This window comes from Gorillibacterium massiliense (assembly GCF_000455485.1).
GTDB lineage: Bacteria > Bacillota > Bacilli > Paenibacillales > NBRC-103111 > Gorillibacterium > Gorillibacterium massiliense.
In genome coordinates this window covers 1-23,091 of sequence record NZ_CBQR020000071.1, presented here as the reverse complement: position 1 = coordinate 23,091, position 23,091 = coordinate 1, and the positions used below count along the sequence as shown (strand labels likewise).

Sequence of the window (23,091 nt, the reverse complement as noted above, 5' to 3'; positions counted from 1 at the left end):
GTTTTTAGTCGTTCCTTACGAGTAGTGAACAGCACTCCACTTGCGTGGAATATGCAGAATCAGAATCTATTCTATTGGAGCATTGTCTTCGGAATAATCGAGGACAATGCTTGGCCACAACTAAATGACCGTCACTTTTTGCCAATATAATAAGACTCCGTCGGACCCAAATAGCTCTCTGCTGGCTTCTTACCTGCTGGATAGATAACCAACTTTTCGAGTACGAATCCGGGACTCACGGCAAAGATCTTTACTTGATTCAGCCCACTATTGCAGATTACCTCACTGCTGTGGCACCGAATATTATCCAATACGCTAGCAGCCCATTCGAGATTGGACTCCTTTCCAACTTTTAACCCTTTAGGAATGGTATTCATCACATCAATCTTTCCATCATTGACTTGAATACCGTAGGATAATGTATTGTCCGTGGTTACCGGATTAGAAGGCTGCATGTACAATTCGACTTCATAGGCTCCGGCTTCATGAACAACGAATTGGTATTCCAAATAGGGAGCATCTTGACCGGCCGTAAAATACTGCGTCGTCGGAAACACCTTCATGCCGGATATAGTCTTGCCATATCCGTCGATCACCTGAAAACCGGCTAGCCCGCTGTCAGATTTGGCATAATAGTGCTCGGCTTCGATGGCTACATAACCATGGGTATCCACAAACGTTTTTTCCGGCAATCCGCTTTGTTCCGGCTGTTTGGCATCCACAATGATTGTACATGTTCCGCTAGGGATCTTCACCACGATACTCGCTTCGGTTTCCTGATTCATTTTACTGCGGTCAATTTGCACCTTAATCCTTTCCGATGCTTTGGTTTTGCCGTCTAACATGCCGTTATAGCTGGAACAGATTAACCATGGCACTTCGCACGTAATCTCATAGGGTGCATCGAGGTCGCTGACGCTGCTAATGGTAAAGGAGGCTTCCGTCATATCCGGCCGCTTGAAGTCCCGCATATAAAGTTTATTGACGTGCCAACTGCTGCCCTCCGAATGCTGATCCGTACCATCTACCGAGACCATTAATCTTGGCTTTCCGGCAGGCATGACTTGCATGAGAACCGGATACTTGCATTCATCCTCATTCCATTTCGTGAAGCCGATATGCTCCGACAATCCCATGCCATACCATTTTCCATTATCGATGGTGTGGTACTCCTCCACAAGCTCCCGATCCCGCTGCATGCAAGCTCTGATTTGCTCGGCCAAATGATTTGCTTCCATAAGATTAAGCTTCGCTGCATAATGATTTTTGCCAGTCAGCAGCTGCATCTTCTGTAGATTCAGGTTTCCCATCGCCGGATAATACACCAAGGAAAAGAAGCCGGGCATCGCCTCGTCATCCATTTTCGCATAGAGTTCTTTTGTTTCGTCCATGAGCTTCTCGATCTCTGCCAGCAGTCTGTCCGTCTCCTGATAATGAACCGGATGGTAGACGTCCGCATTCATAGCCTCCGGTCTGCGGTTATGAGCGATTTTGGTATACCCGTCGAGAATCCGATGGATTTTCTCCCGGTCTTTTTCATCGCATACAGCCTCGAATTGCTTGTCCACCCACAACTGGGTATATTCATGCGTTTTATTGATGGCACTTGTTCCCCATTGGTCGAAATCATAGGCTAAATCCAGAAAATAAGCCAAAGGGAATTCCTGCGTGCAAATATCGCCTACATTGACCACCCACAAGTCGCGGACGCCAAAATCATAAGCCGTGCTCATCTGCTCCCATATTTTCGGCAAATAGCTGCTATTGATCCATTCAAACGAAATCGGCCCGCCATGATAGTCAAAATGGTAGTACATCCCATAGCCGCCCTTGTGAGCACGCATTTCCTCCGTGGGCAAGGTACGCAGATTACCGAAATTGTCGTCGCAAAGCATGAGAATGACATCCTCTAAATCCTCTGAGCCGATCAAGCCAGGCGTCTGTTCATCCCCATAGAAAAAGGGCTCCACCTCTTTATAGAGCGCCAACATCCGAGGCACTTGTTCCAGGTCTGGGTTCACATGCTCCTTGATCAAACGGTTTTGCGTTCGGATAACGTCGCGAAGCAGGGTAATGTTATCGGCAAAAGTGGCTCCCTTGCCCATAATCGCCGTATCCGCCTCGCCGCGCATCCCGACGGTAATGACATTTTCAAACTTGCCGCTGCGTTTCAGACCATCCGCCCAAAACCGGGTGATACCCTCTTCATTCGTTCTAAAATTCCATGCATCGCCGTAGATCGAGTCTTTGCCTCTCAAGTACTTGTATTCTTCCCCTTGGCGCAAACAAGGTTCGTGGTGGGAAGCCCCCATCACTACGCCGTACTCATCCGCCAACTCCGAATTGGCAAGCCCCGGGCCATCGTCATGGAATCTGGCTGACCACATCGCCGGCCACAAATAATTCCCTTTCAACCGAAGCAGCAGTTCAAAGACATGATCGTAAGCCTGCGCGTTAAATCCGCCAAAATGCTTATGACACCAAGTTCCGAAAGCAGGCCACTCATCGTTGATGAAAAAACCTCTGTACCGGACCGACGGCTGTTTTGATACATATTTATAGCCGGTTTCCAAAACGAACTCATCCCGGTGCCGAGGCAGCACATCGCACCAATCTACATACGGAGATACCCCCAGAACCTCCGAAAGATGAAACAGGCCGTAGATCGTTCCTCTTTTATCGCTTCCGGCAATAACCAGCGCTTGCTTTGCTTCATTTCCCGGGAACTCTATGGTTTGAAAAAGATAGACTTCATTCTTTCCTCTAATCTCTTCCAGATCAATCAGCCCTTGTTGGGAAAGATTCTCCAAAACGGGGCTCCGACCGATCGTTCCATAGATAACCGCACTAGAGGATAATTGATCCATTTCCTCCGCTGATGTCGGACGAACACCAAAAACCAACTCGATGTCTTTCGCTACCTTCCCGGCAATTTTGCGAACCCCGCTAAATGCCGCCTTTTCCTCAAGAAAGAAAGCGCCTTCCATTATACTCTGCCGATTCATTGAAAAATGCATAATGATCTCCTTGTGATTAAGTCACGCTGGGTAGCGTGTCTGATTTGAAGGTTACAAGCGTAGTATACAAGATAGATAGTTTATTCGTCGATCTTGCACCAATGCTATAAGTATAGCACTTGTTTGATGTTTTTTCTTGCATACATCAATAGGAATAAGAAAAAAGGTTGTCAAACAAAAACAAATCGATTACCATAAACCATACTAAGCTTATTGGATTAATCGAATTAAATGCTGACAAGACAACTTGAGGCACTTCGATGGAAGGATGATCAGGTTCCGCTTTAGGAACTCTTTCGCACTTTTTAATAAAGGGGAGTAACAGGATATGTCGAAATTTTCAGCGTCTTTAAGAAAACCGTTTCTTGCCGGATCACTGGCGGCCATTTTGTTGGTGGCTCTGGCCGGCTGCTCAGGGGCAAAAGAGAATACGAACGAAAGCTCCGCCGCAAGCCAAAGCCCTGCCCCTAGCACGGCGGCTAGCCAAAGCGCATCTCCAGACCAAAAACCCGCAACAGGTGGTACCTTCACCTATGCCCGCCCTGCTTCCGTAACCTCCTTTGATTTGCACAATCAGATCACAGCAAACAATGCTTTTGCCATCGATAAGATTTTCGAACCGCTAGTCGCCTTTGACAGTGACGGCAAAATCGTCGATTGGCTGGCCAAGTCCCATGAAATCAGCGCGGATGGATTGACGTATACGTTTGTTTTGCGCGACGGCTTGAAATTCTCGAACGGAAAAGACGTTACGGCAGAGGACGCGGTTTTTTCTATTCAGCGCCATTTGAAGGTGGGCGGCCCTCTCGAAATATCGGCTAAGATCGATTCGCTAACGGCCCAAGACAATCAAACCCTTGTCATTAAGCTGAAAGAGGCTTATACGCCGTTTCTCTCGGAACTCTCGAACTTTTCCAATGGAGTCATTCCGAAAGACTTCGGCGGCGTTACTGAAGAAGAATTCTTCAAAAACCCCGTCGGCACCGGCCCCTTCGTCGTCAAAAAATGGGACCCGGCAGGCGATCTGACTTTCGTTAAAAATGCCAACTACTGGCAAGAAGGCAAGCCTTATATCGACGAACTTGTCTACAAGCTGGTCACCGATGACAACCAAGCGATTAACCAGCTGAAAGCTGGCGAAGTGGATGCCATCGAGTCGGTCGCTCTGCAAAACGCCAATGAGCTGAAGCAAGGCTCTGACACGACGGTTTTGACCAACGGCAGTTGGATTACCGAGCAGTTATTCTTCAACACGCTGGATGAGCACTTCTCCGATATCCACGTTCGCCGTGCTTTGGCACTGGCCCTTGACCGCAACGGGTTGACCAATGCAGTGACCTTCGGGTTCGGCAAAGCCGCCAATTCTCTCTTGCCGCCGGCAATCCCGTATAACACGAACGACACGATTAAAGCCCTTAACTTTGATACCAACGCTGCTAAAGAGGAGCTGGCAAAATCCAAGTTTCCGAAAGGATTTTCCACGAAATTGCTGATCGCATCCGGGAATAGCTCGAGAGCCCAAGAGGCACAGATCATTCAGGCTGCCGGAAAGGCCATCGGTATCGATATCCAAATTGAATCCGTGGAGCTGGCCACATTCCGCGACCGTTTCTTCAAATACAATTTCTCGGCGATGATCAACAGCGGCCAGGCGGATTCTCCGGATGCCAATTCCATCATAGCTTTCCAAACCGATCCGGATGGCTTCAGCAAATCGTATTGGACCCATTACACCAACGATGAAGTAACCAAGCTCCTGCACGAGGGCCAAACCACCCTTGACGGAGACAAGCGCGCGGAGGTTTATGCCAACCTTCAACAGATCCTGGCGGATGAAGTTCCTTACATCCCGCTTTATTATCCGGATATTTTGATAGGCGCCCGCTCTTCCGTTGATGGCCTGAAAGTCCTTCCCAATAATAGTATCCGTTTTGAAGATGTTCATGTGAAAGGTTGATTTACCTTGGCAGTCAACAGATTACTTAACAAACCTGTCGACTCGTCCGCGACTGCAGCGTCACCACGCAAATGGTTGTTGCGCGCCCTATTACGGGCGGCAGCCGTCATCATTTGCGTGGTGACGGCTGTCTTTTTCCTCATAAGGCTGGTACCGGGAGACCCCGTCAAAATGATCCTTGGGGAATACGCCACAGCCGAGGCGATGAGCGGCATGCGTCACAAGCTCGGGCTCGATCTTTCCCTTTGGGAGCAGTTCATCCGCTTTTTGCACAATATTTTCACTCATGGCGATACCGGCACCTCTATCATTTACGAAACGTCTTCAAGAGGGCTGATTCTCGATCGCGCCCCCATGACGCTGCTGCTTGTTGCCATGAGCTGTCTTCTAGCCATCATCGTTTCCCTTGTTCTCGCCGTTCTCGCCGCTACGCATAAAAACGGGCTGCTCGATCACATTATTCGCATTTTGCCAGCCGTAACGTTAGGCATGCCGGTTTTTTGGATCGGGCTGCTGCTGATCTTGCTGTTTGCCGTCCGGCTTCACTGGTTCCCTGTCGGAGGAGTCAAAGAAGGATTTGCAGGAAGCCTATTCAGTCTCACCCTTCCCGCCATAACCGTGGCCTTTTCGCAAATTCCATCCCTCGTTCGCTCGTTAAGAGCGCAGATGCTGGAGGTGCTGGAGTCCGATTTTGTCGTTACGCTGAGAGCCGCTGGAATCCCGAACCGTGTCATCCTGTTCAAGCATGTCCTACGCAATTCCGCTCTTCCCGCCCTCATGCTGCTTGGTGTTAATGTCGCCTATTTGATCGGCGGAACGTTGGTCGTTGAAAAAGCCTTCGGCCTCAAAGGCATCGGAAGCCTGCTTTTTTCAGCCATCTCAAATCGGGATTTTCCGGTTATCCAGGGGATCGCCCTTTATTGCGCGATTTTCGTCGTGATCATCGGCCTCTTGGTGGAGATTGCTTCCGGGTATCTGGATCCCCGAACGAAAGGAGAACCCTGATGCTCGTACGTTCGCTGAAAAAAATCGGAAATACTCCATCCCTTCTATGGGGATGTATCCTGTTCGCTCTTTTGATCGGCATTGCGCTTCTGGCGCCGGTGATCAGTCCCTATCATCCCGTCGATCAGAACATGTCCGCTCTATTGCAGCCTCCATCGGCCAAACACTGGCTGGGAACCGATCAACTGGGACGCGATTTGTTTACGCGGCTCATCTACGCCGCTAGGACCGATCTGAAGATCATGGCGCTGGCGGAAGTGATCCCTTTTTGCACGGGTGTGTTTCTCGGCATGCTCGCCGGCTATTATGGAAAATGGGTGAACACGCTCATCACGCTTCTTACCGATACATTGATTGCATTCCCCTTTTATTTGATCGTCATTATCGTAGCCTTTATAAGCGGCGCGGGAGAAAAGGGAATCTACATCACCTTTGCGCTGGTTGGCTGGATCGTCTATGCCCGGGTGGTCAAAGGGTTGAGCGCATCCTTCCGTAAGCAGGAATGGATTGCCTCCGCCAAAACCTTGGGACTCCCGAATCTAAAAATCATCCTGCGACATCTGTTGCCCAATGTGCTGCCGCAAGCGGTGGTCATCCTGATGACGGATATGGCCGTGTTGCTTGTAGCCATCGTCACCTTAGGCTATCTCGGAATCGGCATCGCGCCGCCAACTCCGGATTGGGGCACGATGATCTCCGAAGGACAGCCCTTTTTATCGACCAAGTGGTGGCTTTCGGCCATACCGGGTTTTGCGGTCGTGTACACGGGAATAGCCTTATCTCTAGTAGGTGACGGGTTAGCGGATCTATGGAGAAGGAAATGAACGCCATGAACCCCATATTGGAAGTAGAACAATTGTCCCTTGGAACCCGATCCAACAAAACGCTGGTCAGCGATGTCAGCCTCAAAGTCGCGGCAGGTGAAAGCATCGGTCTCGTAGGGGAGTCCGGATCCGGCAAGTCCCTCACCCTACGCTCCATCATCGGGCTGCTTCCCTCCGGCATTGAACAAGTCGGTGGAACGATTCGGCTTGACGGCAGAGGCGCGATGATTTTTCAGGACCCGGTAAGAGCCCTTGACCCGCTTTGTCCGGTGATCAAGCAGCTGGCCGAGGTGGTTTACTACAGGCAGAAAGTCAGCCGGAAGGCCTCGCGTACCATCGCCTTAGAGCTCATCGAGATGCTCGGTCTGCCCGATTCCTTAAAGCAAAAGGACCGCTACCCCCATCAGCTATCAGGTGGCCAATGCCAGCGAATCGTGATTGCCATGGCACTGGCGTGCAAGCCCAACCTGCTTCTTTGCGACGAGCCGACGACAGCCCTTGACGTTACCGTTCAGCGGCAAATCTTGGGTCTCATCACAAGCCTGCAAAAAGAGCTGGGTTATGCCGTCATTTTCGTTACGCACAATCTGGCCATCGCTTCTTCGATGTGCTCCAGGCTTATCGTCATGAAAGAAGGAAGGATCGTAGAGCAAGGGGATACTTTTTCTGTATTGCAAAGACCACAACATCCCTATACGCAAATGCTGATCAACTCCGTACTTCCTCTCCCGGATTTTGAAAGGAGGGCTGATCAATGAGTACAACATTACGGGCAGAAAATATTACCGTACAGTATGGACAATTTGCCGCTCTCGACCATGTCAGCTTGGAGTTCAAGCCCCATACGACCCTTGGCCTCGTAGGAGAATCCGGCTCAGGCAAATCTACCCTCGCTAGGGTAATCGCCGGATTGATTATCCCGAATGAAGGGCAGGTTAATCTGGGCTCTCAGGTATTGGGCAATCGCCGGACCCGGGAACAGCATAAAAAGATCCAAATGGTCTTTCAAAACCCGGATGCTTCTCTCAATCCGAGACATTCCGTCAAGCAAATATTAGCTGAAGCGCTGCTTTTTCATAAAATCGTGGAACGCTCCCAGGTGGAAGAGCGATGCAAGGAGCTTCTCGCCCGCGTGCGGATCGACGAAACCGCGCTGGATCGATATCCCCATGAATTCTCAGGTGGCCAACGACAGCGAATCGCAATCGCCCGGGCAATTGCTGTTGAGCCTAGCTTCCTTATCGCCGATGAACCTACGAGTGCGTTGGACGTCTCGGTACAGGCGAGTATTCTTGACCTATTGAACACGCTCAAGTCGGAGCTTGATCTTACAATGCTGTTCATCTCTCACGATCTGGCCGTGATCAACGCGATATGCGATACGGTTGCCGTGATGCGGAAGGGAAAGTTAGTCGAAGTCAGCCCCAGAGATACTTTTTTTACCCGTCCGGAATCGTCTTATGGATACGAGCTTTTGTCAGCGGTTCCGACCATGCCGCAATTTTCAAATGATAGAAGTTGAGGTTTCTCCGCTCCTCCATCCCTTTCTTTCGTTCAATTTAAATAATAGAAGGTGGACACGATGCCCAATTACAAACCTCTCACAACAGAAGAATATGAAACGCTTCATATCTTGCTCTCCAACCTTCTGTCGACAAAACAATTTCCCGTTATCATACCGAGTGAAGCGATTTTGGGAATCGAGGCTATCGCAGCAGGCATAGCCGCCCCTGGGCACACGATTTTAAATATCGTAACCGGCCCCTATGGAACCCTCTTTGGAAAATGGCTCGCCCGCGGCGGTACCGAGGTTGTGGAAATTCAAACCTCCTTCGATGATGTTGTAACCGTCGATGAAGTCGCAGCGGCGATTGAAAAATACAAACCGTGCGCCCTATCCTTCGTGCAAGCGGAAGCCGTCACGGGAGGCTCCAATCCAACAGCCGAAATTCTGAAGCTCACCCGGCAATACAACCTCATCACCGTCTCGGATTCGGTCTCGGCAATCGGTGCGGAACCGGTGCTGATGGACGAGTGGGGAATCGATTTCGTCGCCATCGGCGCGCAAAAAGCCCTCGCCGGTCCAAACGGAATAAGTGCCGTCGGGATCAGCGAACGAGGGTGGGCGTTTTTAGAAGCAAACCCGCAAGCGCCGCGCAATTCGATTCTTTCCTTGCTTGATCTGAAACTTCCTGAGCACGATCCTTTTTCCGGACGGATTCCCGCAAACATCTCTGTTCTCGAAGCTCGGGCGCTTATCGCCGCGTTAAAACTCGCTGAAGAAGAAGGCTTGCCGGCCGTCATCCAACGCCATCGACTGGCATCATCCGCTGTTGTTGCCGGCTTGAAAGCTTTGGGACTTGAACCGTGGCAGCAAAAAGAACGCAGCTATTCGCCGCTTGTCACGACAATCCGGATTCCGAAAGCAGGTGGTGATGGACTTTCCATCAAACGCCCTGTGGGCATCGTCGCTCCAGGTGACGGAGAACTGAACGGCAAGCTTTTGCGCATCAATCATTTTGGCTCGAACGCCAGCCAGGATAGCGTGGAGCAAGCCATCCTTACCCTTGCGGAATTAACGGATCAAGTTCCGGGCGGTGCTATTGCTGCTGGAAGATTAGTATGGGAGGGGGAGCGTAACGATGGAAAATAATCGTTCAAAAGACGTGACACTCCAAAATATTTACGTGGCGGGAATCCCGGGGAAACGGTTCGATATCAAGATCATCAATGGCCGTTTTGCTTCCATGGTAGAAGCTGTCTCTTTGCAGGACAGTGGGAGTGCGAGCCGGGATCTATGGATTTCTCCAGGCGTGATCGATCTTCATACCCACTTAGCCTGGACGGATTTTCATCATGATGATCAGTTAAAACGGGATAAAAGCGAGATCGAAGCTTTACAGGCCCAAGCTTTCGAGGCGACCCTTCGTACCGGAGTGACGACCGCCCGAGACGCAGGCGGGTTATTGCCTAGCCACGCCCGACATATCGGCGAGCACTACAACCAGCCCTTAAGAGTCTTTGCCAGCGGCGAACCTCTTGGAGGACAAGATGCTCATCAGAGTCTAGGACATTTGGAGCGACGGGTACAGGAAATTTCGAACAGTGAAGCAAACTGGATCAAAATCTTTGCTACTGGGGGACTTGGAGCTTCGCCGGAAAAGGTGCTCAATCCCTTATTTTCGCAGGAGGAACTTCATTCCATTGTGCGCGCGGCACATGCAACGAATAGGAAAGTAATGGTCCATGCTTGGGGCGGTCTTGCCTTGGATTGGTCAATCGAAGCCGGCGTAGATTCCGTTGAGCACGGAATCTATATGACCGAAACTCAAGCTCACAGGCTTGCCCAAGCCAATATCCCGCTTATCCCAACCGCCACTATCTATCGTATTGCGGCGGATCCAAAGGGAGCTCTCCAGTTGGAAGAGCCTTTCCTCGATCATGCCGCTCGAGCCGCCGAAGCGCATCCCAAAGCTATCCGATACGCCAAAAACGCTGGCGTACAAATCGCCTTCGGCACGGATTTTGCCACGCCCGTGCTGCATGGTCGCAATCTCGAAGAACTCGACACGCTCATCGATTGCGGACTAACCCGCGAAGAGGCTTGGCGAGCTGCAACGGAGCTAGGTGCTGATATATTAGGACTCAGCGGCAAGCTTGGACGGATCGAAGAAGGATTTACTGCAGACGCCATCCTTTTCAATGCCGATCCTTATCAGGCGAAGAATGCGGAGGAGTTGCGGAATAGCATTGTGTCTGTGGTGGTGGGGGAGATTTAGAATTGCTGAAAACCTTCATCCGCAAGATGGACGAGTCCGATTAGTATTACGGGTTAAAGAGTCTTTAGATTTTCCCGCAAACAAAAAAAGACGGAGGGGCACCCACCCTTTCCGTCTTTTTCGTGTTTCTTCTTAATTGATAGGTGAACGAATCACGTTAGCTGAGCACTTTGCATTATTATTCCTGCAGATTTGAGCAAGTCATACTCATGCATCCTTCTTCCAACCACCTGTATGCCAAGAGGCAATCCCTTTGCTGTTTGTCCTATCGGAATAACAACAACCGGATTTCCAGTAAGGGAAAAGGGAGTCGTATACCCCATGTTTGCTACGGAATAGGATACCTTTGTTTCATCAACAAGAAAATCCTCATATATGGCCTGATGCCCAAGGGTTCTAACTGGACGTATATGCCGAAATGCCGGTGTCGCGGTAACAGGAGCCAACAAAACATCATATTCTGCCAGGATATGATCCATTTGAGCCATATATCCTTCTCTCTCCTCTTCCAATTCCAGATAGGTTTTTAGTTTTCTCGACATTTTCGAGCCCATCATTATTCTTGCGATCGTTGGAAGGGAGACTGCCATATTGCCGTACAATAGCTTCAAAAAGCATTCCCTTGATTTTTGAAAGGGGAATACATTCGGATCAACTTCACTAGCCTGAGCGTTTATAGATAAGCCGTTAATATAATCTGCGAAGCAGCCGGCATATTCCTGAGAAATCGGCAAATCTCCGCAGTTTTTCGTATAGGCAATTTTCAGTTGATCAGAACATCGTGTTTCCGGAAAGATCTTGGAATCATCTGCAATAACGGTAACCAGCAGGCGTAAATCATCCAAATGAGCCGCCTGTATGCCGATACGAAGAATATTGGACATGGTGGTTCCATGAGGCTTTCCGCCGACTATGTTATCTAAGGGAATCACCTTGTCGGTACCAATCATGCCATAAATCCCACAAAAGTGTGCAGGTACACGGATCGAACCCATAAAATCGTTTCCGATATCGGCGTCGCAAATTCCTAGTTTGACGGCAGCTGCCCCGCCACCGCTGCTTCCCCCGCATGTATATTCAGGATAGTCGGGATGATTTGTTCTTCCGTATAAGCCATTAAACGTTTGCATATCCATTGCGCCTGCAGGCATATTGGTCTTCCCTAAAATGACGGCACCCTCCGCTCTTAATTTGGCGACTGCCTCACAATCCCTCGATGGAATATAGCTCTCAAACTCTTTCATTCCGGCAGTTGCCTTTAATCCCTTCACCTCCAGATTATCTTTAACCGTAATCACGGCACCGCAGAGTTTTCCTGCATGTTTTCCCGCTTTGATTTTGGCATCCAGCTCGTCAGCCTGCTCCAGTACCTTTTTTTCATCACAATAAATAACAGCATTGCAGGATTTGTGTTTCTCCAATAGAGCGAGTCTTTCTTTAACGATCTCTAACACGGTAATTTTTCCGGTTTTTACATTCTCCATTTGCTTTCTCATATTTGATTCCATACCGTCACCCCTTGATTCCATTTTTACGAATCGGAAGGGATAGCGCTGTTCAATTCTTGCTTTTTTTTACTGGCACGCAAAAACAGATGTATAGCTCTCCGTCCGGCATCCTTTCATAAAATTCCACGAAAGGGCGGTTATCCGGCGAATAATGGTGCGACGCCATGTAAAATCCATATAGATAATCCATGTGCCTGAAAAAATGATCCGCAAAATCGTTTATGCCGCGGTTCATTTTGCAGCAAATATAAGCTCCCGATGTTTGAAAAATTCGATAGGCAAGGCGTTCATCATATACGTAGGATTCTACCGTGGCACAGGCATAGTATCTGCATGACGATAGACTTTGCACCTCCGGAGTATCCATCGTAACGCCGCATATTTTCGTATGGGGTGTCACCTTCTGATTTTCCTTCAGCCATTTGAAAATTTGCTCGTATGCCCTCGTAATCTCCGGATTATCCCAGGTTTCGGATATCCCGGTTATCCCTATGCAAACCGTCGATAGATCCGAAAGCGCAGCTTCATAAAAGCGTTTTTCCATTTCCGCATCAAACCGTATGTCCTGCAAAGGCAGTTCTGCAAAAGGAACTGGAAACTTTCGCTCTTTTGTTTTTTTATACTGAGTTGGTGTGCATCCGAATTGCTTTTTAAAACTCCTTGCAAATGAACTCGGCGTGGCGAACCCATAATCCAATGTCATTTCCGTAATTTCACAATCTTCGTAAAGAAGCCGGCTGGCACAGTTGTTCAATCTACGCTCTTGAATATACGGATGCAAATTCTTTCCCGTTACGGCATGGAAAATACGGTGAAAATGATAGGGGGAAAATCCCGCGATTTTGGATAGGGTTTGCAAGGATAAATCGGAATCCATATGATGCTCAGCATATTCCAACGCTTGTTCGATCTGCTTTTGATAGGATGGATCGCTCATCTTCACAGAAAACCTCCTCTATAAAATCAGCGAGTGTGCGTCGGTTCATTTTCACCAAGGTTCGACACTATCCATTTTCTCCGGGGATGCTTCCATATCCTTTTGACAAAAAAGAGAAAAGCCATGCAGATACCTGCATGGCTCTTTCACCCAATGGAATGCAGCAGATGATAGCGGTCAGCCCGCGCTGTCAGACGAGTCTACAACGTCTCCGTACTGAGCGTAAATCCTTCGATCACGGCATCCTCGTCGACTTCAATTAAGATGCATCGTTTTCCTTGATAATTGACTTGTTTCACATACTTCAAATCCTGCGGGCTGACGGAAATCGTGGCTACCTTTGTATCGATTTTAATCGATTTTGAAGTAAATTTCGGCATCACGCTGCTTGCCTTCAGTTCATAGTTTTTATCGTCGACGATCGTTTGAAACGCCCGTTCCACTTTTTCCGCCGTCACGTTCTCTACGCCGCTTACGGTCAGCACGCGTTCCACATCTTTATAATCCAGCTTCGGAGGTTCTTCCTCTTCCTCGTTAGTTTCAATCACCCGGTTGATCTCCTCGTACACATGGGCAAGAGTAGCCGCGTCGAGCTGTTCGCCTACCACTTCCTTCACGATGTCTTCGAAGATGGCTCTTTCTTCCTGTGACGTCACGGATCTTTCGGCATTCAACACCTGCTCAATGAAGGGCAAGTTCAGCTCATTTGCTTTCCCCGTGCAATACAGAATGCGGTTCACATCGGAATAGTTGTCCGTCACGCTGGGGTAAAAGAACCCTTGCTCCGGAGAACTCAACTTGATAATCGGATCTACCATGACATTGTACTTGAATTCACGCTCCACATAATCAAACAAGAGCGTTTTTCGTTGCTGCTCCGTGGAATTCACGCTGCATAGGATAAAAGGATGTGAAAACAGTTCATCCTTCCCGCTCTCTTCGGCTTCTTCATTCCTGTCCTTGGTCGGCCGGAAGTATTGACCGCGAACGAACGTGACCACCGTATCCCGTTCATACTTGGCATCCGCCAGCATTTTCTCCACGATCAGCAGCATCAGGTCCTGCCATTCGTTCGCATCGCCTGTCGCCAAACCTTGGTGAAGCAGCACCCGCGTCGGCTCCTCCGCTTCCTCCTGAAACCTCAACTCGAACAGCTTCTGATCCAATTCGCCGGTCAGCAGTTTTTTGAAGTTCCCCATATACAGCTCTTGCTTCTCTCTGTCCAACAGGGCAAACGGCTGGCGTTCACAATGATAGATCTCGTTGCTTTCCTTCGTAATATACACGTTGAGAATGTCGTAAATCGTCAGCAAATCGTGATCCAGTTTAAATTGCTTGCGTATATGCGCGACTTCTTTCTTTATCATGGTTTGTCAGACAGCTCCTAAGAAGTTATTGGCTTTATAAGTATAAACGATATAAAAACCCTTCGCTATATGAGCGGAACAGTAGATTAGCCCAGATCAAGAGAGAATCCGGCATCAAGCGACATAAATTACGATGGCTACCGAATCCAGAGAAGTATCCGTAAGTGCCGAAACGTTTCAAACTAAATTTGATTTCGTATACCCAAATCTTCGGAAATTAAAGAAGCCTCACAGAATTTTGTGAGGTTTAGGATTCAAAATTTATTTACTTTCAATATGTAGAAAATGCTTATACTACACAATGTTTCGCATTTGAATCAAGCCACTCTATAATAAAATCGAATCTTTCTTTCGTCAATCCATGACCGCCTTGATATCTCTTGTGGTGCAGGTTGTGTAAGGCTTTAAGTTCTGAATAGGTTGGGCTGGCTTTTTCAACGATATATGAAGCATCTCTTGAATATTTATCATCTTCCGCAGAAACAATAAGCAATCGTCTTGGTGCAATACAAGATACCAAATTAAATATATCGTATTTGCTGTGGAAGTTCGGAATTACACTCGCCATTTCAATCCCAACATTGTTTATCATGCGATTTTCATAAGTACAAGCACTACCGCTTGCACAACTAAAGGCTATTCGTTCATCTAACGCAGAAAGAAATAAAACAGTATTACCACCATATGAATGTCCAAGTGTGCCAATACTTTTATTGTCAACATAAGTAAGATTAGAAAGCAAAGTTACCCCATTGATAGCATCATCTAGCACTTTTTTCATCAAATAATCGCCTTTTATTATACGATAGCACATTTCATTATAATGCTCCCAAAAGTCACCGCCATCTAAGAGAGGTTCTATTCCATGTGCATTTTTACGTCTTTCCTCAAAGCATATTGAGTCAGGAGCTAACACAACAAATCCCTTTTTCGCCAATTCAGGTCCAAAAGCTTGCAAAGGATTCCCAGCTAAACCGCAAACTTCGCTCTTTCCTAAATGATGCTCCCTGTTGTGCTGGTGATTGATGAGAATAGCTGGATTTTTATCAAGTATTTCCGGAAGCAAAAGAAAAGCAATGACTTTGTCTCCGTAAGAATCATACTCAATTAATTGTCTTGTATATCCATCTTCCTTTGTGGAGTCCAGTAGTCTATATTCAATATGAGGTATGGTATTAGGAGATATAATTCCAATTGCTTGTGCTATCTCATTTCTTAAATTTGCTATGTTACTCACCTCGCTTAATATCAATACTCTTCACATATTATATCATTTAATACAATAATTTCAGGAAAATACCATTGCAGGTTACGTTCTAAGCGGTGTGCGCCATCTAATGATATTAAAAGCTTCGATACCCGTATTGTAAAAAAACGACCTCGACTAATCCCTTAATCCTTATACGAATCAAACTCGTCCGGCTCCCGCCATTCATACTCCAATGGGCATCATTTCTCCAAACCACCACACTTCTATCTTTTTACAACCAGAAAAATAAGAGGATATATCCTCTCGCCAAATGATTTCCCCTGCCGTCTAGGGAATTGGTTCTATTAAACGGGTTGTTTTTGAAAAATTATGCTAGTTTTTCTTTGTAACAAAAGTGGCAGGAGTTAGGAGAATCAATGAATATTTGGTTGCATATACAGTGGTTTAACCATATGCTATGGTAATTTTGAAAGCGCAATCATAGAAGAAGGGTTTGCAAGATGATTTAGTATATTTCACATGAAAGGGGACAGTAGTAATGAAATGCTGGCTCAAAAAGGTATGTGCGATTATGCTAGCTTTTACCCTGCTGATAGGATTGTCGACAGTGCCTGCTCATGCGGACACCGCGCTCTTCACGATTGAAGCCGAAAACGCTCAGCTCAGCTCCGATCTTCAAGTTGCGACTCAAATTTACGGGACACCCAAACCCGGCTACACTGGAAACGGATTTGTTTGGATGCAGAATTCCGGTACCATAACCTTCACGGTGACTGTCCCGGCAACCGGTATGTACTCGATCTCCACCCGTTACATGCAGGAGCTGAGTCCCGACGGAAGACTTCAGTATTTAACCGTTAACGGCGTTACGAAGGGATCCTTTATGCTACCCTACACGACCACATGGGCCAATTTCGATTTTGGCATTCAAAAGCTGAATGCGGGAAGCAACACGATCCAATTAAAAGCCGGTTGGGGATTCGCCTATTTTGACTCCTTCACCGTAGATTACGCTAAACTTGATCCTTTGAATGTACAACCGAGCCTTACGGATCCTCATGCGACAGCGGAAACTCAACTATTGATGAACTATTTGACTGGGGTTTACGGCAACCATATTATCTCCGGCCAGCAGGAGATATACGGGGGCGGAAATAACGGCAATTCTGAGTTGGAGTTTGATTGGATCCATAATTTGACCGGAAAATACCCGGCGATCCGCGGCTTCGATTTTATGAACTATAATCCATTATATGGGTGGGAGGACGGCACGACCAATCGGGTGATCGATTGGGTGAATAACCGGGGCGGAATCGCAACAGCCAGCTGGCATATCACGGTGCCGAAAAATTTCACCTCCTATCAGCTCGGACAATCTATAGTTTGGACAGACGCCACCTACAAGCCGACGGAAACAGATTTCAATACGGCCAATGCGGTGGTTCCCGGTACGAAAGAATATCAATACTTGCAGCTTGCCATTAAAGACCTGGCGGAACAGCTGCTCATTTTGCAAAACAATGGAGTACCGGTTATTTTCCGTCCCTTTCATGAGGCGGAGGGCAACGGCGGGGTGAACGGGGAAGGCGCTTGGTTCTGGTGGGCCAAGGCAGGTGCAACCGTATATAAACAGCTGTGGAATCTGCTCTATACCGAACTGACGGGGACGTACGGCTTGCACAACTTGATCTGGACTTATAACAGCTATACGTATAGCACTTCTCCCGTATGGTATCCCGGTGACAATCAGGTAGATATTGTCGGTTACGATAAATACAATACGATCTATAACCGCTATGACGGTTTGTCCGGCGTACCCAACGAGGATGCCATTACTTCAACTTTCTATCGGCTTGTTGATATGACCAGCGGTAAGAAAATGGTGGCCATGACGGAGAACGACACCATTCCAAGCGTCCAAAATCTAACGGAGGAAAAATCGGGATGGCTCTACTTCTTGCCTTGGTACGGCGAATTCCTCATGAGCTCCGCCAATAATTATCCGGCCACCTTGACGATGCTTTATCAAAGCAGCTATGTCATCACATTGGATGAACTGCCCAATTTGAAGGTTCCAAGCACAAGCTCATCCATTACACCTAAAACCGTTCAATTCGACAAATATGCTCCGAATCAAAGCGATAAGGCTATAACGGTGAATTTTAACGGCAATACACTCAACGGCATTAAGAACGGCTCTACCTCCCTCGTAGCCGGCACGGACTACACCGTATCGGGCACAACCGTTACGATTAAAAAAAGCTACCTTGCCGCACAGGCAGTCGGCACGACGAATCTGACCTTCGACTTCAGCGCAGGCACCGATCCCGTGCTGGTGGTTACGGTCGTCGACACGACGCCCTCGGCCAACTCAACCATTTCGCCGACAAGCGCGACCTTTGACAAGAAGACGGCGAACCAAGCCGACATCGCGGTTACGATGACCTTGAACGGCAATACACTCAGCGGCATTAAAAACGGTTCTGCCTCCCTCGTATCGGGCACAGACTACACTGTATCGGGTACGACTGTCACGATTAAGAAAAGCTATCTTGCCGCACAGGCAGTCGGCACGACGAACCTGACATTCGACTTCAGCGCAGGCAACGATCCCGTGCTGGCGATATCGGTCGTTGACACGACGTCCACGGTGAACAACTCGACCATTTCGCCGACAAGCGCGACCTTCGACAAGAAGACGGCAAACCAAGCCGACATCACGGTAGCATTGACACTGAACGGCAACACGCTATCGAGCATCAAGAACGGCAGTGCCACCCTCGTAGCCGGCACAGACTACACCGTATCGGGCACGACTGTCACGATTAACAAAAGCTATCTCGCCGCGCAAGCGGTCGGTACAACGAATTTGACATTCGACTTCAGCGCAGGCACCGATCCCGTGTTGGCGGTATCAGTAGTCGACACGACTTCAACAACGATAGGCGGGCTGAAAATCCAAATGTTCAACGCGAACACCTCAGCTTCCAGCAACACAATCGCTCCGAGAATTAAAATCGTAAATACCGGCACGACGGCGATTAATCTTGCTAACGTCAAGCTCCGCTACTACTACACGGTTGACGCTAACAAGACGCAAGCGTTCTGGTGCGACTGGTCGAATGTTGGCAGCTCCAACGTCACCGGCACGTTCGTGACGATGGCCACTCCAAAAACAGGCGCCGACACGTATTTTGAAATCGGCTTTTCCAGCTCAGCCGGCTCGCTGGCGCCAAGCGCCGAAGCTGAGATCCAGATCCGCATCGCCCGTACGGACTGGAGCAACTACACACAAACCGGCGACTACTCGTTCAGCCCAACCGGCTCCAGCTACGCAGATTGGACGAAAATGACCGGTTACGTGAACGGCAGTCTGCAATGGGGTGTGGAGCCGTAAGGGTGGGTTCAATTTGTCAAAATGGAGCTCGCCGATTTTCGGACGAGCTCCTTCTCTGTGAACGGGTTCATTTTTATCTCGCATATGCTAGCGGACGATCGTCATGATTTATTTGGGGGTTGGGATACCCGATGGAGGATCGCAATTAATCCTTATACGAGTATATCACCTTATGATTCCATTTGTGGGAACACAGATTGCTCTGAGGGTTATCGCAGATGAAGCTAGTTCTCCATTGTGGCATCCTAGCTATTTGCATGTTTTTGTATAAACACATACGTACTCTCATTTGACAACTCATCAGAGAAACCATAATTTAGTCTGTTAAACCATTTGATATCCTCCACAGAGCCGATTTGGCACTCGGCCATGAAGCGAACCATTTCGCCTCTGGCTATCTTGACCTGAGTCCCTTTTTCTATCACCTTATCGCCGATTTTCTGCCCAAACACACAAGTAACAAACCGAACATCCCCGCTCAGGTAAGGAGAGATACATTTGCTGTATTCCTTGGAGGCCAAATTCAGTATGCAGTTGCTCTCCGAAAAAAGCTGATCCGCCAGTTTTCTGTTCCAAAACCCATAGAGGGAGCTGAAGCCAGGCCCGTCCAGCTTTGCCTGCATTTCCAGCCTATAAGGAACAACTCCGTCAAAAGGCCGCAGCATCCCATAAAACCCGGATAGGATCCGCAAATGCTTCTGAAGATACTCCAACTCCTCCGCTTGAAACACGCCGGGTGCCATGTGCTGGTATTGAATGCCCTCGTAGGAAAAGAGAGCTGGAGTCAAATCCCGGGTTAAATCCATATTCTCAATCCGCTCAACATTCAGCGTAGCGATGGCATCATTGCAATTCCAAATTGATTTTGCTTCTTCATAGCTCCACTTTTTTAATAAAGACAGAAGAATTTTCGATTCGCTTAAAAATTGCGGCATCTGTCCGCAAGCAAAGAAATCCGTGTCCGTCTTCATCTTCTTGGCAGGCGAAATAATGATTCTCATGATACTTCCTTTTTACCTCGACGGGAAAATAAAAATGCAACTCTATCCTATCACACTTTACCAGATTTCTATGTACCAATTCGTTGCATTGCAGGCAGGTTACAGTTCAAAGAAGGTTATCCCGTATCATCATTCGATCATAAGTGGGATATCCTTTTATTTGATTGTGCGTTAATAAATCAAGTCAGACTTTTTCAACAACCGCTCTAGAATGACTGCGGCCTTTTCGCTAGTTGGCCTTGATCTTTTTTCAACTGACATACAGTAAACGTGTCTTTCGTGTTTGTTATGAATTTGTCTAATTTGCTCCCAAACAAATCGGCTGGAAATTCCATAAAACTGTCGTATATTAGATTTTCCTCTTTCAGCCTACGCTCGATATCTTTGTCTATTCTAAAAGAAGAGTGATCCAAATCAGGAAGAACCCTTCCGCTTTTCGAACCGGCACACTCGTTACTCAATTCAGTCCATGAACCTTTTTCGCTTCTCGGAGACAACCTCTGAGCAAGCTCCTTTTCAGAAGTTTTCTTTTTGACTCCATTAATCCATCCAAAATTGGTGAGCTTGTTGTTGATGTTGGCGCAAATGCTTTTTTGACGCCGGGAACCATCTCCCTGATCTCTTTAACCAGCTGCTCCTTCCAGGGGGAAATCGGCGTTTTGACACGACCAGGTCGTTTTCCTCATGTTGGGCATGGTGGAAACATGAGCGATATATTGAATAAAACAAAGCAAAGGCTGCGAGAACCTATCCCGCAGCCTTTAGTCTTAGCCGATTATTTGAGCAGCGAAAGCCACATCCATTCCTACAACGCTTCGTATTCCAAAAACGGATCCAAAACCCGCACCACGCCCGCTTCCGCGTCGCTCATCCCCACATACAGTTCGGCGGTGCCGGCGCTCTGGCGGATCAGCCCGCCGCTGAACAGGACATCCGCCAGATCCGGCCGCTTGGCCGGACCCGTGGGCAGGTCAGCCCGCTCGGCGATGATCTTCATCGGCGTTCTTTCCCGCGTCGCGGGATCGAAAGCGAAGGTCATCGGATAATAGTGCCGGTCTCCGGTGTTGTCGAAGCAGGCGACATGGCCAAGGACGCCGATCAGCCCGTTTTTCAACACATGGGCTTCATTGGCGCCTCCCCATTCCTCTTCCGGGAACATGTTCTCAAACAACGGAGCGGCAGCGATTGCTTCAGCCGTAACCACCCCTAGGGAAGAAGCGCGGGTAAAACCGATCTTTCCTCGGCCGCCCTTCTCGCCTTGCGGGCGGCTCAAGACGCCGACATCCCCGTCCGGCAGTTGGACAATGCGGACATCCTTCATGTGATCGGGACCCTCCAGGAAGGGAGCCAGTTCGGCAAGGAAGGGGCCGCGCCGGAAGGCGGTCACCCAGGAGGCGATCCTCTCCGGATCGTCCTTGTCCAGAATCAGGGAGACGCCACCCAGAATCAAATCCCCGCCGACGCGGGTATAAAACGGATCCTGCAGCGGCAGCGGCGCATAGCGCGTATCCGGCTCCCATTCTTCGCTGCTTAGGCGGAAGATCAGCACCTCGGAAAACTCCGTCTCCCGACCTTCGACCCGACCGGCCAGCATCCATTCACCCTTGTCTTGAAAGGGTGCGGTGATGTTATAGACATCCCGCCCGTTCACTTGGGCAAAAGTCAGCTTGCGGGCGGTAGGCGCACCCGTAGCGGCGCGGCGGCTGCGGTACTCTTCCAGCATTTCTTGACAGGTTTGATCTTGCACGGATGTATTTAGCATGAAGCTCCTCCATTATCTATCGCATAATCGATGATGATGCCGTTGCAGTACCGTTTTCCTTCCCGGGCCGTCAGTTCCCCGTCTGCGGGCAAGGTGACGGCCAGCACTGCCCCATGGGCTGGAATGACCAGCCGATCATCCGTGAGCGGCAGCAACCGGTGAGTCACGGCGTCGTAGCAGCGCATGCCGGATTGCGACAAAGGGGCGGCGACTGCTCGATCTTCCCCGTAAGGGTTGTAAAACAAATGCGTCGGATAAGCCGGCGCGCGGAAAAAATCGGTACGGAGACAATCGAGCCGGAGAATGCCTTCCACCTCGGTCTGTTCGATGATGCCCCCGAAAAAGCCGACGTGGGACGAGCCGTAAAGGCCGAGATCAATGGAGCCCCAGCTGTAGCGGATCGCATCCCCGGTAGCATAGGGGCTCTGTTCATCCCACCATTTGCGTAAGCCCTCGTAGGCGATCACATCGTCGGGATCTGGATGGTAAAACGCGCAGGATTGCTGCTTCGCGGGCAGCGCCCCGGGATAAAACAGCCGCGCCGCGTTGGCCGCGTTCAGCATCCATTTGCCGATATCGGCGGCAAAGCGGCTGTCGTAGCGGACCAGCGGCACGAGCGGCGCCGCCAGGGCGAAGGTATTGGCGGCGAAGGCGTACCCGCTGCGGACTGGGTCATGCTCCGCCCAGCCTTCTTCCGGCGGCACGACATCCCATCGCTGCCCCCAGTCGGTCAGACTGCCGCACAAGCCGTGGCAATCGTAATCGCCCCAGCGTTCGGAGATAACGCCCCAGCCGGGACGGCAAGCGCTGTTCCCTTCAAATACGTCGTTGACCAGCTTTTCCACGTCATGCGTGTCACCCAGCTCGGCATTCATCCGCGCGGCGATGTAAGCCCCGAAGGGAAGCAGTACTTCATAGAAGGGATTTTCCGCATAGTCCTTGAGAAATTCCAGGCTGGAACGGGCCGCGGCAAGGCTGCGCTCATCGCCCCAGCGCACATAGGCCATATATTGCAGCCAAGCCATACCAGCCGCGGCGTCTGGTTCCTTCCACCGGCCGTTGTCCACAGAGCGGCCAAGTTCGAAATCGTAAGCCAAATGATCAAAATCCGGCACTCCGTTTTCCGCCGCCAGCGACTCGCAGGCCTTCCGCCATTTGTCCGCCGTCTCCCGCATGATAGCCTGCAGCCCCTCTTCCTGTGGGTAGCAGGCAGCGAGGGCGGAGAGCAAGATATGCGGATAAAGCTCGTACCAATAGGTGCTTCCCGCCTTGAGGAAGGAGCGGTTGAGAAACAGCCGCTCCCCGTTTTCAACCGTAAAATAGCCTT

The 23,091-nt window shown here is 49.2% G+C and carries 16 protein-coding genes; 8 read left to right on the top strand and 8 right to left on the bottom strand.

What is annotated here, in order from left to right; translation table 11 throughout:
• Nucleotides 1–131: 131 nt before the first annotated feature.
• Nucleotides 132–3,005, bottom strand: coding sequence for a glycosyl hydrolase 115 family protein (locus TJ79_RS07880; RefSeq protein WP_040949799.1), 2,874 nt, complete (start codon nucleotides 3,003–3,005; stop codon nucleotides 132–134).
• Nucleotides 3,006–3,345: 340 nt separating this feature from the next.
• On the opposite strand from TJ79_RS07880, the gene TJ79_RS07875 reads away from it, so the two are divergent.
• Genes TJ79_RS07875 through TJ79_RS07845 form a run of 7 tightly spaced genes read left to right on the top strand, consistent with a single transcriptional unit; the run spans nucleotide 3,346 to nucleotide 10,582 of the window.
• Nucleotides 3,346–4,974 carry an ABC transporter substrate-binding protein gene (locus TJ79_RS07875; protein ID WP_040949750.1) on the top strand — a complete coding sequence of 543 codons (1,629 nt, stop codon included), beginning with the start codon at nucleotides 3,346–3,348 and terminating at the stop codon, nucleotides 4,972–4,974.
• 6 nt (nucleotides 4,975–4,980) lie between these two features.
• On the top strand, nucleotides 4,981–5,979 hold the full coding sequence (locus TJ79_RS07870; RefSeq protein ID WP_238322884.1) for an ABC transporter permease: 999 nt from the start codon (nucleotides 4,981–4,983) through the stop codon (nucleotides 5,977–5,979).
• Nucleotides 5,979–6,803: an ABC transporter permease gene (locus TJ79_RS07865; protein WP_155987805.1), complete on the top strand. Its 825-nt coding sequence runs from the start codon at nucleotides 5,979–5,981 to the stop codon at nucleotides 6,801–6,803. Before TJ79_RS07870 ends, TJ79_RS07865 begins: the two co-directional genes overlap by 1 nt.
• Nucleotides 6,788–7,561 carry an ABC transporter ATP-binding protein gene (locus tag TJ79_RS07860; RefSeq protein ID WP_052339387.1) on the top strand — a complete coding sequence of 258 codons (774 nt, stop codon included), beginning with the start codon at nucleotides 6,788–6,790 and terminating at the stop codon, nucleotides 7,559–7,561. Before TJ79_RS07865 ends, TJ79_RS07860 begins: the two co-directional genes overlap by 16 nt.
• Nucleotides 7,558–8,325: an ABC transporter ATP-binding protein gene (locus TJ79_RS07855; protein WP_040949748.1), complete on the top strand. Its 768-nt coding sequence runs from the start codon at nucleotides 7,558–7,560 to the stop codon at nucleotides 8,323–8,325. Before TJ79_RS07860 ends, TJ79_RS07855 begins: the two co-directional genes overlap by 4 nt.
• A gap of 60 nt (nucleotides 8,326–8,385) precedes the next feature.
• Entirely contained in the window at nucleotides 8,386–9,456 is a 1,071-nt protein-coding gene (locus tag TJ79_RS07850; protein ID WP_040949747.1) for an aminotransferase class V-fold PLP-dependent enzyme, read from the top strand.
• A complete protein-coding gene (locus tag TJ79_RS07845; protein ID WP_040949746.1) occupies nucleotides 9,446–10,582 on the top strand; it encodes an amidohydrolase family protein in 1,137 nt (378 codons plus the stop codon). Before TJ79_RS07850 ends, TJ79_RS07845 begins: the two co-directional genes overlap by 11 nt.
• A gap of 152 nt (nucleotides 10,583–10,734) precedes the next feature.
• On the opposite strand, the gene TJ79_RS07840 is transcribed toward TJ79_RS07845, so the two are convergent.
• The 4 genes from TJ79_RS07840 to TJ79_RS07825 form a co-directional block, all read right to left on the bottom strand.
• Nucleotides 10,735–12,090, bottom strand: a complete 1,356-nt coding sequence (locus TJ79_RS07840) for an amidase (RefSeq protein WP_040949745.1) — start codon at nucleotides 12,088–12,090, stop codon at nucleotides 10,735–10,737.
• A gap of 49 nt (nucleotides 12,091–12,139) precedes the next feature.
• Nucleotides 12,140–13,027 carry an AraC family transcriptional regulator gene (locus tag TJ79_RS07835; RefSeq protein ID WP_155987807.1) on the bottom strand — a complete coding sequence of 296 codons (888 nt, stop codon included), beginning with the start codon at nucleotides 13,025–13,027 and terminating at the stop codon, nucleotides 12,140–12,142.
• Between the two features lie 200 nt (nucleotides 13,028–13,227).
• Nucleotides 13,228–14,394, bottom strand: coding sequence for a DUF4317 domain-containing protein (locus tag TJ79_RS07830; protein ID WP_040949743.1), 1,167 nt, complete (start codon nucleotides 14,392–14,394; stop codon nucleotides 13,228–13,230).
• Nucleotides 14,395–14,683: 289 nt separating this feature from the next.
• Nucleotides 14,684–15,631 (bottom strand): alpha/beta hydrolase family protein, encoded by a 948-nt coding sequence (locus TJ79_RS07825; RefSeq protein ID WP_162162933.1) that lies wholly within the window; start codon nucleotides 15,629–15,631, stop codon nucleotides 14,684–14,686.
• Nucleotides 15,632–16,142: 511 nt separating this feature from the next.
• Between TJ79_RS07825 and TJ79_RS07820 the strand changes: the two genes are divergently transcribed.
• Nucleotides 16,143–19,001, top strand: a complete 2,859-nt coding sequence (locus TJ79_RS07820) for a X2-like carbohydrate binding domain-containing protein (protein ID WP_081756777.1) — start codon at nucleotides 16,143–16,145, stop codon at nucleotides 18,999–19,001.
• A 245-nt stretch (nucleotides 19,002–19,246) separates the two neighbouring features.
• Here the strand turns inward: TJ79_RS07820 and yaaA are convergent, their stop codons facing one another.
• From yaaA to TJ79_RS27540, 3 genes are all read right to left on the bottom strand, one after another.
• Nucleotides 19,247–20,002, bottom strand: a complete 756-nt coding sequence (yaaA, locus tag TJ79_RS07815; RefSeq protein WP_040949741.1) for a peroxide stress protein YaaA — start codon at nucleotides 20,000–20,002, stop codon at nucleotides 19,247–19,249.
• Nucleotides 20,003–20,807: 805 nt separating this feature from the next.
• Nucleotides 20,808–21,764, bottom strand: a complete 957-nt coding sequence (locus TJ79_RS07805; protein ID WP_040949740.1) for a DUF1861 family protein — start codon at nucleotides 21,762–21,764, stop codon at nucleotides 20,808–20,810.
• On the bottom strand, nucleotides 21,758–23,091 hold a 1,334-nt coding region (locus TJ79_RS27540), incomplete at its 5' end, for a hypothetical protein (RefSeq protein ID WP_040949739.1). The genes TJ79_RS07805 and TJ79_RS27540, both read right to left, overlap by 7 nt.